This window comes from Ancylobacter crimeensis, from assembly GCF_023016805.1.
GTDB lineage: Bacteria > Pseudomonadota > Alphaproteobacteria > Rhizobiales > Xanthobacteraceae > Ancylobacter > Ancylobacter crimeensis.
The window spans coordinates 337,099-351,096 of record NZ_JALKCH010000004.1; the positions used below are offsets into that span (position 1 = coordinate 337,099).

General features: G+C 64.5%; 13 protein-coding genes. 7 read left to right on the forward strand and 6 right to left on the reverse strand.

Annotation, left to right across the window (positions count from 1 at the left end; translation table 11 throughout):
- Positions 1-31: 31 nt before the first annotated feature.
- The 4 genes from MWN34_RS07790 to MWN34_RS07805 all read left to right on the forward strand — a co-directional run bounded on the left by MWN34_RS07790 (position 32) and on the right by MWN34_RS07805 (position 5,509).
- Positions 32-1,099 (forward strand): ABC transporter permease, encoded by a 1,068-nt coding sequence (locus tag MWN34_RS07790; protein WP_247028238.1) that lies wholly within the window; start codon positions 32-34, stop codon positions 1,097-1,099.
- The gene (locus MWN34_RS07795) at positions 1,099-2,043 is read left to right on the forward strand and encodes an ABC transporter permease (RefSeq protein ID WP_247028367.1); all 945 of its coding nucleotides are present in this window, start codon (positions 1,099-1,101) and stop codon (positions 2,041-2,043) included. Before MWN34_RS07790 ends, MWN34_RS07795 begins: the two co-directional genes overlap by 1 nt.
- On the forward strand, positions 2,040-3,329 hold the full coding sequence (locus MWN34_RS07800; RefSeq protein WP_247028239.1) for an amidohydrolase family protein: 1,290 nt from the start codon (positions 2,040-2,042) through the stop codon (positions 3,327-3,329). The genes MWN34_RS07795 and MWN34_RS07800 overlap by 4 nt, the downstream gene beginning before the upstream one ends.
- A gap of 104 nt (positions 3,330-3,433) precedes the next feature.
- Positions 3,434-5,509, forward strand: coding sequence for a putative bifunctional diguanylate cyclase/phosphodiesterase (locus MWN34_RS07805; protein WP_247028240.1), 2,076 nt, complete (start codon positions 3,434-3,436; stop codon positions 5,507-5,509).
- A 7-nt stretch (positions 5,510-5,516) separates the two neighbouring features.
- On the opposite strand, the gene MWN34_RS07810 is transcribed toward MWN34_RS07805, so the two are convergent.
- Together MWN34_RS07810 and MWN34_RS07815 are read right to left on the reverse strand one after the other, a co-directional pair.
- Positions 5,517-5,981, reverse strand: coding sequence for a PACE efflux transporter (locus MWN34_RS07810; RefSeq protein ID WP_247028242.1), 465 nt, complete (start codon positions 5,979-5,981; stop codon positions 5,517-5,519).
- Positions 5,982-5,988: 7 nt separating this feature from the next.
- Entirely contained in the window at positions 5,989-6,624 is a 636-nt protein-coding gene (locus MWN34_RS07815; RefSeq protein ID WP_247028244.1) for an MBL fold metallo-hydrolase, read from the reverse strand.
- Positions 6,625-6,750: 126 nt separating this feature from the next.
- Between MWN34_RS07815 and lepA the strand changes: the two genes are divergently transcribed.
- Together lepA and MWN34_RS07825 are read left to right on the forward strand one after the other, a co-directional pair.
- On the forward strand, positions 6,751-8,556 hold the full coding sequence (gene lepA, locus MWN34_RS07820) for a translation elongation factor 4 (RefSeq protein ID WP_247028246.1): 1,806 nt from the start codon (positions 6,751-6,753) through the stop codon (positions 8,554-8,556).
- Positions 8,557-8,641: 85 nt separating this feature from the next.
- Positions 8,642-8,836, forward strand: a complete 195-nt coding sequence (locus MWN34_RS07825; protein ID WP_247028248.1) for a YegP family protein — start codon at positions 8,642-8,644, stop codon at positions 8,834-8,836.
- Between the two features lie 65 nt (positions 8,837-8,901).
- Here the strand turns inward: MWN34_RS07825 and MWN34_RS07830 are convergent, their stop codons facing one another.
- Complete coding sequence (locus MWN34_RS07830; RefSeq protein WP_247028250.1) at positions 8,902-9,282, reverse strand: PRC-barrel domain-containing protein; 381 nt, start codon at positions 9,280-9,282, stop codon at positions 8,902-8,904.
- 188 nt (positions 9,283-9,470) lie between these two features.
- On the opposite strand from MWN34_RS07830, the gene mepA reads away from it, so the two are divergent.
- The gene (gene mepA / locus MWN34_RS07835; protein ID WP_247028368.1) at positions 9,471-10,400 is read left to right on the forward strand and encodes a penicillin-insensitive murein endopeptidase; all 930 of its coding nucleotides are present in this window, start codon (positions 9,471-9,473) and stop codon (positions 10,398-10,400) included.
- Positions 10,401-10,409: 9 nt separating this feature from the next.
- On the opposite strand, the gene MWN34_RS07840 is transcribed toward mepA, so the two are convergent.
- From MWN34_RS07840 to MWN34_RS07850, 3 genes are all read right to left on the reverse strand, one after another.
- Entirely contained in the window at positions 10,410-12,032 is a 1,623-nt protein-coding gene (locus MWN34_RS07840; RefSeq protein WP_247028252.1) for a GMC family oxidoreductase, read from the reverse strand.
- Positions 12,033-12,079: 47 nt separating this feature from the next.
- Positions 12,080-12,907: a lytic murein transglycosylase gene (locus MWN34_RS07845; protein ID WP_247028253.1), complete on the reverse strand. Its 828-nt coding sequence runs from the start codon at positions 12,905-12,907 to the stop codon at positions 12,080-12,082.
- Between the two features lie 122 nt (positions 12,908-13,029).
- Positions 13,030-13,779 carry a DUF3750 domain-containing protein gene (locus tag MWN34_RS07850; RefSeq protein ID WP_247028255.1) on the reverse strand — a complete coding sequence of 250 codons (750 nt, stop codon included), beginning with the start codon at positions 13,777-13,779 and terminating at the stop codon, positions 13,030-13,032.
- Between the last annotated feature and the right edge of the window lie 219 nt (positions 13,780-13,998).

The following is a 13,998-nucleotide window of genomic DNA, read 5'->3' on the forward strand; positions in this document are numbered from 1 at the left end:
GAAAGCCGTGGGCGAGGATGGAGACGCCCCGATGATCCGTTTTATTCCCCGCGAGCGCACGCCGCTCTGGCTGTCTCTGGCGGTGCCGGTCGGCGCAGGGCTCGCCGCGCTGTTGCTGACCGCCATTCCGCTTGCGCTGGCCGGTGCGCCGGTGCTGCGGGCGTTTTCGCTGATGGCGCAGGGTGCCGCGGGCTCCGGCTTCGCACTGGCGGAGACGCTGACGCGCGCGACCCCGCTCATCTTCACCGGCCTCGCCGCGGCGGTCGCCTTCCGCGCACGGCTGTGGAACATCGGCGGGGAGGGGCAGCTCTATGCCGGCGCACTGGCAGCGGTGGCGATCGGGGCAGGGGCGATCACAGCGCCGTCCTGGATCCTGCTGCCCATGGTGCTGATCGGCGGAGCCCTCGCCGGTGCGGCGCTGCTGCTGGTGCCGGTTCTGTTCAAGACCCGCTTCGGCGCCGACGAAGTGGTGGTCACGCTGCTGATGAACTTCGTGGTGATGCTGTTCGTCCAGATGATGCTGGAAGGGCCCATGAAGGACGAGATGGCCCTTGGCTGGCCGCAATCCGCCCCGCTGGTCGACGAGGCGGTGCTACCTCGCCTGTTCGAGGGGTTGCGCCTCCATTGGGGGCTGGTGCTGGCGGTGGTTGCCGCGGGGTTGCTCCATGTCTTCATGTCCCGCACCGTCTGGGGCTTCCGCATCCGCGCGGTGGGCGAAAACGCCCGCGCCGCCCGCTATGCCGGCGTGCCGGTCGGGGCCTCGATGGCGCTGGTCGGGGTGCTTTCCGGCGGCCTGGCAGGCCTTGCAGGGGCCAGCGAGGTGGCGGGGCTGAAGGGTTATCTCACCGCGGACCTCTCTCCCGGCTTCGGTTATGCCGGCATCGTGGTCGCAACCCTCGCCAATCTCTCGCCCCTCGGCGTCGTTCCCTCGGCCATTTTCATCGCCGGAGTTTTCGTCGGCGCCGACAGCATGAGCCGCGCCATCGGGGTTTCGAACTACCTTGCCGATCTCGTGGTCGCGCTCGCGCTGCTCTGCGTGCTGATCGGCGGCCTCATGACCCGCTTCCGCATCGCGATTGTCCATCGGGAGATCGCATGATGTTGGCGGCATTGGAGATTTTGACGCAGGCGAACTTCTGGGCCGCGGCCATACGTATCGCAACGCCGCTGATTTTCGGCGTGCTGGGCGCCCTGATCTGTGAGCGGGCCGGCGTGCTGAACCTGGGTATCGAGGGCATCTTCGTCGCCGGCGCGATGAGCGGCTGGCTGGCGGTTTATTCCGGCCTTCCGCTGTGGGGTGGGGTGGCGGTGGCGGCCGGCACGGGTGCGCTGTTCGGCCTGCTGCATGGCGTCCTCACCGTGCCACTCGGCCTCTCACAGCACGTCACCGGCCTCGGCATCACCATGCTGGCGACCTCCTCGACCTATTTCGGCTACCGCGTCGCCTTTCCCAATGTTTCGACACCGCCACGCATCGAGCCGTTCCCGCCGCTGCACATTCCGTTCCTCAGCGAACTGCCCTTCATCGGCACGGTGATCGGCCAGCAGAGCGCCTTCACCGTGCTCGCCTTCGCTTGTGTTGGCGCGGTTGCGGTCCTGCTCGCCCGCACGCCGCTCGGTCTCGCGATCCGGGCGGTAGGCGACAATCCGGAAGCCGTTGAGGCGCAAGGGCTTTCCGTCATGGGTCTGCGCATCGGGGCGGTGATGGCGGGCTCGGCGCTGATGGCGCTGGGCGGAGCCTTTCTCACCCTCTCGGCCTTCAATGCCTTCTATTTCGGGATGATCAACGGTCGCGGCTGGGTGTGCATCGCGCTCACGGTCTTCGCGTCGTGGCGTCCGGGCAAGGCGTTGATCGGGGCGCTGCTGTTCGGCGCGTTGGATGCCTACCAGCTCCGCATCCAGACCATCGCCGGCGGCGTGGTCCCGAGCCAGGTGTTCCTGATGCTACCCTATCTGTTCTCGATTGCCGCGCTGGTCGCCGTCGCCCGACGGGCGGATTATCCCCGCGCATTGATGAAGCCTTACTTCAAGGGACAACGATGAGCTTCGACCTGCTGCTTCGCAATGCGGTGCTACCCGATGGGCGCACCGTCGACATCGGTTGCACCGGGGGCAAGATCGCCGCGCTCGATCGCTCGATCGCCGCCGAAGCGGGGCGCGTGATCGACGCCGGCGGGCATCTGGTCACGCCGCCCTTCGTCGATGTGCATTTCCATATGGATGCGACGCTTTCGCTCGGCCTGCCGCGCATGAACCAGTCAGGCACGCTGCTGGAAGGCATCGCATTGTGGGGCGAACTCAAGCCTTTGCTCATTCATGAAGCGGTGATCAAGCGCGCGTTGCGCTATTGCGACCTCGCGGTGAGCCAGGGCCTGCTTGCGATCCGCAGCCATGTGGACGTTTGCGACGACCGGCTGCTTGCCGTCGAGGCGCTCCTGGAGGTGAAGGAGCGCATCAAGGACTATATCGACCTGCAACTGGTGGCTTTTCCGCAGGACGGCTACTACCGCTCCCCGACTGCCGCGGCAAACCTTCAGCGTGCGCTCGACATGGGCGTCGATGTGGTGGGGGGCATTCCTCATTTCGAGCGGACGATGGCCGATGGAGCAGCCTCCCTGAAGGCCGTATGCGAGATCGCTGCGGCACGCGGGCTGAGGGTCGACATCCATTGCGACGAAAGCGACGACCCGATGTCGCGCCACATCGAGGCGCTGGCTTATGAGACGCAGCGGCTCGGTCTTGGCGGGCGTGTCGCCGGGTCGCATCTGACCTCGATGCACAGCATGGATAATTACTATGCCTCCAAGCTCATTCCGCTGATTGCGGAAGCTGGCGTCCATGCCATCGCCAACCCGCTGATCAACATCACGCTGCAGGGCCGGCACGACACGTATCCCAAGCGCCGCGGCATGACGCGGGTGCCGGAATTGCGGGCGGCCGGCGTAAATGTGGCCTTTGGCCATGACTGTGTGATGGATCCCTGGTACTCGCTCGGCTCCGGAGACATGCTGGATGTGGCGCATATGGCGCTGCATGTGGGGCAGATGACGTCCCGCGAGGCGATGCGCTGGTGTCTCGAGGCAGTGACCGTAAATCCGGCCCGCATCATGGGGCTGGAGGGCTATGGTCTTGAACCGGGCTGCAATGCAGATTTCGTCGTGCTGCAGGCTGCTGATCCCATCGAGGCCATCCGTCTGAAGGCGACCCGGCTCTACGTTGTGCGGCGGGGCAAGGTGATCGCCGAGACGCAGCCGCGACGGTCCCGGCTGGCAATCGAAGGGCGGCCTGCCGAGGTCGATCCGAGCACTTATGCGCCGCGTGACGCCTGAGTACTCGCTGACGTGCACATTCGGCGACGTTGCGGAATGATGTGTTTGCTCACGACGCCTGATAAGGAGCATTCTCGTCTGGATAACCGCGATACCCTTTCACGATGTCAAGCAGTTTCACCTCCGGCGGCAAGGCTGAGCTACCTGTGTTCCGTCCGGAGGGGCTCGAACTGTTGCGCCGTCCTGTCTGGGTCTTGCATCTCGGCACATTTCATAAGGTATTCGCGAACGCTGCGGCTTTGGTTCTTTGGAAAGCGGAAACGCGCGAGGAACTCTTCGAGCGTGACTACCGGCCTCATTCGGCCGCGATTCGGAAACGCCTCGGTGACCTCAGTGTCCGGATCGCGGCAGGTGAGATCGTATCCGAACGCTGGACATTCTATCCGCAGGGCGAGGCGGTGCATGTCGATTGCGTGATGAGCGGCGTCAGACTGCCGGACGGCGCCGTGGGGATGCTCTCGGAGGCGGCAGCCAGCGAAGTCGGTCCCGATGACCTTCGCGGCGTCGAGGCGCTGCGCCATACCAGCGTGTGTGTCACGCTGTTCGACACGCAAGGGCTGCCGCTCTTCTACAATCCCGCGGCCGGAATATCCTACGGCGACGTCGACCGGACATTCGTGGAACGGTTTGCGAACCGCGCCGAGGGCGAGATGATCTGGGCGCGTATGCTGGGCCGCATCGCTAGCGTGCAGGATCCTTTCATGACGAGCGAGGAGGCTGGCGATTTCGCCATGATCACCTCCTCTGGCCGCCGCTGGCATCGCCTCCACGCACTGGCCACCATCGATCCGCTCATGAGCCAGCCGGCGATCCTGGTGAATGAACGCGATATCACAGAGCAGGTGGCTGCGCGCGAAAGGGTCGAGTATCTGGCGGCCCACGACGTGGTGACCGGGCTTGCAAACCGGGCGGAATACAACGAACGCCTCGGGCTGGAGGTGCGGCAGCGCCCGGGTGCCGGGGGCGCGCTGCTTCTGGTCGATCTCGATGACTTCAAGTCGATCAACGACACATTCGGCCATGGGGCGGGCGACGCCGTGCTGCGCGAAGTGGGCCTGCGGCTGTCGGCGGTCACGCGACCGGGTGAACTTGCGGCCCGGCTTGGCGGCGATGAGTTCTCGCTCATCCTCCCCGGTGTTGCGACGAGCGATACGGTCAGCACCCGCGCGGAGGAGATCCTGCTGCGGCTGCGGTATCCGGTGTTCGTTTCAACGGCAAGCGGGCCGGGCATTCCGGTCACCGTAGGGGCCAGCATTGGTGCCGCGATCTGGCCCGATGACGGGAAGACCCCCGAAATTCTGCAACGAAATGCCGATCTCGCGCTCTACGCCGCCAAGAGCGAGGATGGGCTCGACTTCCGTTGCTTCGACCGGAACATGCGCCACGCGGCGGAGGAGCAGCGTGAACTCGTCGAACAACTGGGGCGGGCTCTCGCACGGCGGCAGTTCGAGGTGCATTTTCAGCCGCTGATCTCGCTTCACGAGCGCATCGTTGCGGGGCTGGAGGCCCTCGTGCGCTGGCGTCATCCCGTGCGCGGCCTGCTGTCACCCGCCCGTTTCATTCATCTCGCCGAGTCTGCGGGCTTTCTGCCGAGCATCGGCGCCATGGTGCTGGAGGAGGCCTGCGCCCGCCTGAGCGAATGGCGGGGATTGGGGCTCGATCCGGGGCGCGTCGCCGTCAATCTCAGCGCGAGCCAACTGCGCGACCGCAATCTGCCTCGCTTCGTGCTCGACACCACGATGAAGCATGGGCTCACACCCGATCGGATTGAGCTCGAGGTCCCGGAGACGGTGACGCTCGGACGCGCGGGCGAGAATGCGATCGGGATTCTGTCCGACCTGCGTTCGCTTGGTTTCAGCATCGCGCTTGACGATTTCGGAACCGGCTATGCCTCGCTCACGCATCTGCGTCGCTTGCCGGTGGACAAGATCAAGATCGACCTGTCCTTCATTGCCGGCATGAGCGGGAACGCGGCCGATCTTGCGATCGTCCGCGCCATGGTCAATCTCGGCCACGACCTCGGCATGACGGTTCTTGCTGAAGGTATCGAGACCGAGGAGCAGGCCGACCTGCTGGTGAAGCTCGGTTGCGACGAGGTTCAGGGCTTCCTGTTCGGACGGCCGATGCCGGCTGAAGGGTTGCTCGCATGGTTGCGACAACGCCAGGTGACGGAATGCTGATCACGCCTCAGCGCGCAGATGCCGGAAGACCGAAGACTCGATCGAAGCCCAGATTGAACAGGAACGTATAAACGAGAAAGAACACGACGAGCGTGAGGTCGTACATCAGTGCTTCGATCAGTGTCACGCCCAGCCACCAGGCGAAAAGCGGCACGATCAGCGCTGTCAGGCCAAGTTCGAAGCCGGCCGCGTGAGCAAGCCTTCTGGCAAGGCTACGCCCACGCACCACCTGCCGCGCCTCCCATGCCTCGAAAACGGCATTGAAGGCGAAGTTCCAAGCCACGGCGATCCCCGACGTGATCGCGGTCACGGGGCCGGTTTCCGCGACTGGCGCCCCTGACAACAGCGTGAGGCCGAGGCTCGCGAGGATGATCGCCAGAGCCTCGAACACCACCACATAGATCAGGCGTCGGAGCCAGGGATTGAGGGGCGGGCGCTCGGGCCGCGCGCCCATATCGGCACTCTGGCTCATGTCTCTTTCACCGGAGGAAGGGATTCGACTGCTTCTCGGCGCCGATCGTCGAGGTGGCGCCGTGGCCCGGCAGGATGCCGACCGCGTCACCCAACGTCAGCAGCTTCTTGCGGATGCCGTCGATGAGCAACTCGGGATCGCCATAGGGGAAATCGGTGCGGCCGACCGAGCGCTGGAACAGCGTGTCGCCCACGATTGCAAAATTGTTGGCGCGGTTGAACAGCACGACATGGCCCGGCGTGTGACCTGGCACGTGCAGCACCTCGAAGGTGAAGCCTCCGATATCCACGCTGTCGCCTTCCTTGAGCCAGCGCGACGGCGTGACGACACGCCCGGGGATGCCGGTGCGGGCGCCGGCAGTCGGCAGGTCGTTAAGCAAGAAGGCATCCGCCTCGTGGGGGCCTTCGACCGGTACCTTCAGTTTCTCGGCAAGCTCGGCGGCACCCCCCGCATGGTCGATGTGGCCATGGGTGAGCACGATCTTTTCGACATTGACCTCGATCTCGTCGAGGGCAGCCAGAATGCGATCGAGATCACCGCCCGGATCGATGACCGCGCCCCTCTTCGTCTTCTCGTCCCATACGATCGAACAGTTCTGCTGGAAGGGGGTCACGGGGACGACGGCGATCTTCAGTTCCGGCATGATGACCTCGCTTCCTGGCGGCTCCGCTGCGGGAGGGGGACTTTTAACGATTGCCATGTCGATCGCAAGGTGCGGGAAGGGCTGCCGCGCTTGTAGCGCCGCCGGGCCGATGCTATCCCGCGCGGCATGAGCACCAAGCCGATCGACAACATCCGCAACTTCTCCATCGTGGCCCACATCGACCACGGGAAGTCGACCCTTGCCGACCGGCTGATCCAGCAGACGGGCGGGCTGTCCGAGCGGGAGATGACCGAACAGGTGCTCGACAGCATGGACATCGAGCGTGAGCGCGGCATCACCATCAAGGCGCAGACGGTGCGGCTCTCCTACCGCGCGCATGACGGCAAGGACTATGTGCTCAACCTCATAGACACGCCCGGCCATGTCGACTTCGCCTATGAGGTGAACCGCTCGCTCGCCGCCGTGGAAGGCTCGCTCCTCGTCGTGGACGCCTCGCAGGGCGTCGAGGCGCAGACGCTGGCCAATGTCTACCAGGCCATCGACAACAATCACGAGATCGTGCCGGTCCTCAACAAGGTGGACCTGCCTGCCGCCGAACCTGACAAGGTGAAGGCCCAGATCGAGGACGTGATCGGTCTCGATGCGTCCGACGCCGTGCTCATTTCCGCCAAGACCGGCCTCGGTATTCCCGACGTGCTGGAGGCGATCGTCACCCGCCTGCCGCCGCCGAAGGGCGACCGCGACGCCCCGCTCAAGGCTCTTCTGGTCGATAGCTGGTACGACGTCTATCTGGGTGTCGTCGTGCTGGTGCGCATCGTCGACGGCGTGCTGAAGAAGGGGCAGCGCATCAAGATGATGGGCTCTGGCGCGGTCTACGACATCGATCGCGTTGGTGTGTTCACCCCGAAGATGGTGACGTTCGAGAGCCTCGGGCCGGGCGAGATCGGCTTCCTCACCGGCTCGATCAAGGAAGTGGCCGACACCCGTGTCGGCGACACCATCACCGAAGAAAAGCGCCCGACCGCCGAGGCGTTGCCCGGCTTCAAGCCGGCGCAGCCGGTGGTGTTCTGCGGCCTGTTCCCGGTCGATGCCGCCGACTTCGAGGATCTGCGCGCGGCCATGGGCAAGCTGCGCCTGAACGACGCCAGTTTCTCCTTCGAAATGGAGACCTCTGCGGCGCTCGGCTTTGGTTTCCGCTGCGGCTTCCTCGGCCTGCTGCATCTGGAGATCATTCAGGAACGGCTGGAACGCGAGTTCAATCTCGACCTGATCGCGACCGCGCCATCGGTCATCTACGAGATCGAGATGAATGACGGCTCGGTGATCGAGCTGCACAATCCCGCCGACATGCCGGACGTGGTGAAGATCAAGGAGATCCGCGAGCCGTGGATCCGCGCGACAATCCTCACGCCGGACGATTATCTTGGCGCAGTGCTGAAGCTCTGCCAGGACCGCCGTGGCAACCAGATCGAACTCACCTATGTCGGCTCGCGGGCTATGGTTACCTATGACTTGCCGCTGAACGAGGTGGTGTTCGACTTCTATGATCGTCTGAAGTCGATCTCGAAGGGCTATGCCTCCTTCGATTATCAGATCACCGAATATCGGCCGGGCGATCTCGTGAAGATGTCGATCCTCGTCAATGCCGAGCCGGTCGATGCACTCTCGATGCTGGTGCATCGTACGCGCGCGGAATTCCGTGGTCGGGCGATGTGTGAAAAGCTGAAGGACCTGATTCCCCAGCATCTCTTCCAGATCCCGATCCAGGCAGCGATCGGCGCCAAGATCATCGCGCGCGAAACCATCCGGGCGCTGCGCAAGGATGTCACGGCGAAGTGCTATGGCGGTGACATTACCCGCAAGCGCAAGCTTCTGGAGAAGCAGAAGGAAGGCAAGAAGAAGATGCGGCAGTTCGGCAAGGTCGAAATCCCGCAGGAGGCCTTCATCGCCGCATTGAAGGTTGACGACTGAGCGGCGAGCGCCAACTTGTTACCTGCAACGGTGCCGGGGGACGGGGTTGCCCGCAACGGCTGGTAGCAGGTTCAGGAGGACACGCATGTACAAATTTGAAGTCTACAAGGACAAGGCCGGCGAGTTCCGCTTCCGCTTCAAGGCGTCCAACGGTGAAACGATGTTCGTTTCCGAAGGCTACAAGGCCAAGGCGTCGGCACTGGGCGCTATCGAATCGATCAAGAAAAACGCACCCGGCGCGGGCATCGTCGACCAGACGGTCGAGGAAGCGAAATCCTGAACATGAAAAGGCCGGGCTCGCTGCCCGGCCTTCGCCTTTGGGGAACTTCTTCTTTCGCCCCGCCGTCAGATGACGTAGGGCGGCACGTGGTAGTAGTCATTGACCTTGCGGTCCCAATCCGGGTCGTAGCCCGGCTCGTCCGTGGCATGCAGCTTTGGAGCGCCAGTCAATTGCTCCTCCGTGATGTCGACCACATAGCCGTCCAGCGCCTCGTCATATTTCAGAAGCGACCAGGGCAAAGGATAATAATCCTCGCCGAAGCCAAGGAAGCCGCCGAAGCTCATCACCGCATAGGCGGTCTGTCCTGTAAGCTTGTCGATCATCACGCGGGCGATGGAACCGATCTTTTCGCCGCTCGGGCGATAGACCGCGGTGCCCTCCACCTTGTCGCTGCCGATGAGCGTCATGGTCTCGCGCGACTCGAGATTCTGATGCGACGTCTGCATGTGTGATCCTCCAATATGGACCTGGGGTCGTTGGCGGATGCCATGAAAACGCAACGTTTGCTTAACCCATCCGGTTCCCACTCTGGTCTGTTGCTTCGCCGCGATTCCCTGTGCGCGAGGGTGCGGCAGGACGCTTGGAGAGCGCGAACGCGGCCTTGATCCGTGCTGACCGCGAGGGAGACAGAACCATGCGCGTGACCTCGTTTCTCGTGGCCGGCTTCTTGCTGGGCACCACTCTGCCGAGCGCGCAGGCGCAGGATGTCGGAACGCTCGCCCCTCCGCCGCCGGCCCCGGTGCTGATACCCTCAATGGCCGATGCGATGCCGGCGAAGCAATTGTTCGGTGCCGTGCGCACGCCGGAACGCGGCGTGCCGCAATCGGTGGGTTTCTATTCCAAGGGCTGTCTCGCCGGTGGCGCAGCGCTGCCGCTCAACGGGCCGGGCTGGCAAGTTATGCGTGTGTCGCGCGACCGGTTCTGGGGGCATCCCAAGCTGATCGCCTTTCTCCAGCGCCTTGGCGCGACGGTGCCGCGCGTCTCGCAATGGCCGGGCATTCTCGTAGGCGACATGTCGCAGCCGCGCGGCGGACCCATGCGGACCGGCCACGCGTCCCATCAGATCGGCCTGGACGCCGACATCTGGCTGACTCCCATGCCGCGTCGCGAGCTCACGCGCGAGGAGCGTGAGACGATGTCGGCAACGATGATTGTGCGGCCCGATCGGCTCGACATCGACCCGAAGGTCTGGACGCCCTCGCATGTCGCCGTGATCCGCGCCGTCGCTCAGGATCCGGAAGTTGAGCGCGTTCTCGTCAATCCCGCGATCAAGAAGGCGTTGTGCCGGGATGCGCGTGGTGATCGGAGCTGGCTCCAGAAGGTGCGGCCAAACTGGGGACACGATTATCACATGCATGTGCGGCTCGGCTGCGCTCCCGGCAGTCCGGAATGCAAGCGGCAGGTGGCGGTGGTCGAAGGCGAGGGGTGTGGTCCCGAACTCGACTGGTGGTTCAGCGACGCCGTGCTGCACCCCAAGCCGCCTGCGGTGCCTCCGAAGCCGCCGCGGCCCATGATGGTCGCCGATCTCCCCACTGCCTGCCGCGCGGTTCTCTTCGGCCAATGAGTGCTGCGTTCAACGGCGATCCTGAAGGATCATCCGCGCGGCCTTCTCGGCGATCATGATGGTGGGAGAATTGGTGTTGCCGGACACGATGGTCGGCATCACCGAGGCGTCGGCAACGCGAAGGCCGTCCACGCCGAACACCCGCAGTCGTTCGTCGACGACCGCAAGCGGATCGGAGGGAAGTCCCATCTTCGCGGTGCCGACAGGGTGAAAGATCGTCGTGCCGATGTCGCCCGCTGCCCGGATCAGCGAGGCGTCGTCATTGTCGGTCGTCGGGCCGGGTAGGATCTCGTCCGGCGCATAAGGCTTCAGCGCCGGCTGGCCGGCGATACGGCGGGCCATGCGGATGGCATCGGCGGCCGTCCGCCGGTCATCCTCGGTGGACAGATAGTTCGGTGCGATCACCGGTGCGGAGACCGGGTCGGCATCACGCAGTCCAAGATGGCCGCGGCTGGTTGGCCGCAACTGGCACACGCTCATTGTGAAGGCAGGAAAATCGTGCAGCGGTTCGCCGAATTTCGGTAGGGAAAGCGGCTGGACGTGGAATTCGAGGTCGGCTCTCTCGACGTCGCTGCGCGAGCGGGTGAAGATTCCGAGCTGCGAGGGTGCCATGGTCAACGGACCGCGGCGGCGCAGGGCAAAATCCAGCCCCATCCGCGCTCGCCCCATCCATGAGTGATACTGCTCGTTCAGGGTCGGGACGCCGCTCACCCGGTAGATGAGCCGCAGCTGCAAATGGTCCTGCAGATTGGCGCCGACGCCGGGCCGCTCGACGCCGACGGGAATACCGTGCCGCGCGAGCTCGGCGCCAGGGCCGATCCCCGACAGCATCATCAGTTGCGGACTGCCGATCGCGCCGGCGGACAGGACGATCTCCGCACGTGCGCTCGCCCGGCGATCAGTGCCACCCTGCCGCCATTCGACGCCCCGGGCGCGACCGCGGTCGATGGCGATGCGGGTCACGAGGCAGCCGGTCTCGACCCTGAGATTGGGTCGGTTCATGGCGGGCTTGAGGAAGCCGCGCGCCGCGCTCCAGCGCAGACCGCGCTTCTGGTTCACCTGAAAATACGCCGAACCCTCATTGTCGCCGGTGTTGTAGTCGGGGATGGGAGCAATGCCGGCCTCCGCTGCCGCGGCGCGCACCGTGTCGAGCAGCGCCCAGCGGAGGCGGGGTGCTTCCACCCGCCACTCGCCGCCAGCCCCGTGATGGGCCGAGGCGCCGAGGAAGAAGTCTTCATGGCTCTTGAAGATCGGCAACACCTCGTCCCATCCCCAGCCGGACAGGCCGAGCTGTCGCCAGTGGTCGTAATCCGCGGCCTGCCCGCGCATGTAGATCATGGCGTTGATGGCGGAGGAGCCACCCAGCGTCTTGCCGCGGGGATAGGCGAGGGAACGTCCGTTGAGGCCCGGTTCCGCCTCGGTCCGGAAGCACCAGTCGGCGCGCGGATTGCCGATGGCGAAGAGATAGCCAACGGGAATGTGGAACCAGATCCAGTTGTCCCGGCCACCAGCCTCAAGCAAGAGCACCCGGTTGCGCGGATCCGCCGAAAGCCGGTTGGCGAGCACGCACCCCGCCGAACCCGCACCGACGACGATGTAGTCGTAAGCTTCGGATGCGGCGGAATCTGGCATGAAAAGGCACTTCCGTTATGCGGGTTGTCGGTCCGGCGAAGGCGCTCTCAGTTCACCAGCTTGCTGGCGAAATAAGCGATGGCCTGCTGGTACACGGCAGCCTTGTTCCAGCCCGCCAACGCAGCCCGATTGGCTCCGTTTTCCCAGGACATTCCACTCCACCCATAGTTCTTGAGGTAATTGGCGGTGGAGGCTAGTACGTCCGGCGCGCTGCGGATCAGGTCGGGGCGGCCATTGCCGTCGAAATCGACCGCGAACTGGTAATAGGATTTCGGCATGAACTGGGTTTGGCCCATCTCGCCGGCCCAGGCGCCCCGCATGTCCCCGATGGCGAGATAGCCACGGTCCGCGATGCGCAGCGCATACAACAGCTGTTCGGTGAAGAAGTCGCTGCGGCGGCAGTCATAGGCGAGCGTCGCCAGCGAGGGGAAGACCGGCTTCTTGCCCTGATTGGCGCCGTAATCGGTTTCCATGCCCCAGATCGCGACCAGAATGGGGCCGGGAACGCCGAACTGCCGCTCGATGCGCGCCAGCACGTCGGCATATTGCTTCAGCTTGGCCTTGCCCTGCGAGATGCGTCCCGCGGTCACACGCCCGGCGATGAACTGCTCGAAGCTTACCGCGAAGTGCTTCTGGTTGCGGTCGAGCCGGATCACGCTGGTATCGTACTGGGCGCCATCAAGCGCCGCTGAAATCGTACGGGGGGAGATGCCCTGCGCAGCGGCCGTGGTCTTGAAGTCGTTCAGCCAGGCCGAAAAGCCAGCGCCGTCATCCCCGCAGGGAGCCGCAAGCGAAGGGCCGGCGAGAGAGGAGAGAACGGCAAAAGCAAGGGCGCCGCGCTTGAGCGCAGCCTGCCAGTCGATGCGCGGGAACATTCAGCCACCCCGTTGATGTGCTTCGCGTATCTATGCCTGCCGGCCGAGTTGACGCAAGGCGGGACCTCGTCGGATCCGGGGTTTTGGGGCGGTGGGTGAATATCGTCTTTCGTCGGCCCCGGCTAAAGGCCGAGACGGCCGAACCCGGGCACCTTCAGCGCGGGATGACGCAGATCAAGACCCGCGACGGCACCGAGAATGTTGACCTCTATCCCTTCCACCCAGGCAAGGGTGAGCCCGGCATAGCCGCCGAGCGTCAATCGAAGGCCTGTCCGCGACGGGGCGGGGCCTATCCATCGGCCATCAACCGGAAAATCCTTGCCGATCGCCGTGGGAGGCAGCGTTGCGCCAGTCTCTGGAATGGCGGCCAGCACCGAGGCGATGAAGCTGTTCGAGTTCGGCCCGGGCCAGACATGATAGTCACCGGGCCGGGCGAAGGCGTAGGCCCGCACCGCTTCTCTTATGCGGGGGATCAACTTTTCGGCTTCGGCGCCGTCCGCCGCGAAGACGAGTTCCGGCTCATTGCCGTACCAGCGCCCATCAGGCGGGTAACCGTTGCGCCGGATCGGTGCGCCCCAGCCGACCTTGTCGTAGCGCTCATAGCCGCTTGGGCCGGCGTCCTTCACCACGATCCAGGAATGAGTGGCAAATATGCCGCGCCAGCGTCCGACACGAGCAGAATAGATCCGCACCATGGCACCGGGATGATCGGTGGCCGCCGGCAGCAGGCCAGCGCTCGACCAGTCCGCCCCCCGCCACGGTCGGCTCCAGTCCTCCCGCTGCCACGTCAGGGCGTGAAGCCCGAGCGGCAGCAGGAAAACCAGAGTGAACACGATGAGGATGATTTTCACGGAACGCAGAATCAGGGGCATCGAGCGGTGAAGTTAGTGACCCGCATAGCAATTTGCCCTTCCTCCCGTCGCAGGTAGCCGCGCTCTGTCGCGGTTGTGAATGCGGGCGTGTGGGATCGGGACAGAAGCGGCTGTCTCGTGGGTCGATTGCATTTCTGCGAGTCATTCGCATTCTCATTGACAGGCACCGCGAAGCCTCCCATTTTTGTTGCGAACAATTCGCAGATGCGCGCGGCGCAT

Coding starts and splice junctions, on each gene's coding strand:
- MWN34_RS07795 (WP_247028367.1), top strand. CDS start 1,099: ATGTTGGCGGCATTGGAGATTTTGACGCAGGCGAACTTCTGGGCCGCG.
- MWN34_RS07800 (WP_247028239.1), top strand. CDS start 2,040: ATGAGCTTCGACCTGCTGCTTCGCAATGCGGTGCTACCCGATGGGCGC.
- lepA (WP_247028246.1), top strand. CDS start 6,751: ATGAGCACCAAGCCGATCGACAACATCCGCAACTTCTCCATCGTGGCC.
- MWN34_RS07845 (WP_247028253.1), bottom strand. CDS start 12,907: ATGTTCCCGCGCATCGACTGGCAGGCTGCGCTCAAGCGCGGCGCCCTT.
- MWN34_RS07825 (WP_247028248.1), top strand. CDS start 8,642: ATGTACAAATTTGAAGTCTACAAGGACAAGGCCGGCGAGTTCCGCTTC.
- MWN34_RS07830 (WP_247028250.1), bottom strand. CDS start 9,282: ATGCAGACGTCGCATCAGAATCTCGAGTCGCGCGAGACCATGACGCTC.
- MWN34_RS07815 (WP_247028244.1), bottom strand. CDS start 6,624: ATGCCGGAACTGAAGATCGCCGTCGTCCCCGTGACCCCCTTCCAGCAG.
- MWN34_RS07790 (WP_247028238.1), top strand. CDS start 32: ATGATCCGTTTTATTCCCCGCGAGCGCACGCCGCTCTGGCTGTCTCTG.
- MWN34_RS07810 (WP_247028242.1), bottom strand. CDS start 5,981: ATGAGCCAGAGTGCCGATATGGGCGCGCGGCCCGAGCGCCCGCCCCTC.
- mepA (WP_247028368.1), top strand. CDS start 9,471: ATGCGCGTGACCTCGTTTCTCGTGGCCGGCTTCTTGCTGGGCACCACT.
- MWN34_RS07850 (WP_247028255.1), bottom strand. CDS start 13,779: ATGCCCCTGATTCTGCGTTCCGTGAAAATCATCCTCATCGTGTTCACT.
- MWN34_RS07805 (WP_247028240.1), top strand. CDS start 3,434: ATGTCAAGCAGTTTCACCTCCGGCGGCAAGGCTGAGCTACCTGTGTTC.
- MWN34_RS07840 (WP_247028252.1), bottom strand. CDS start 12,032: ATGCCAGATTCCGCCGCATCCGAAGCTTACGACTACATCGTCGTCGGT.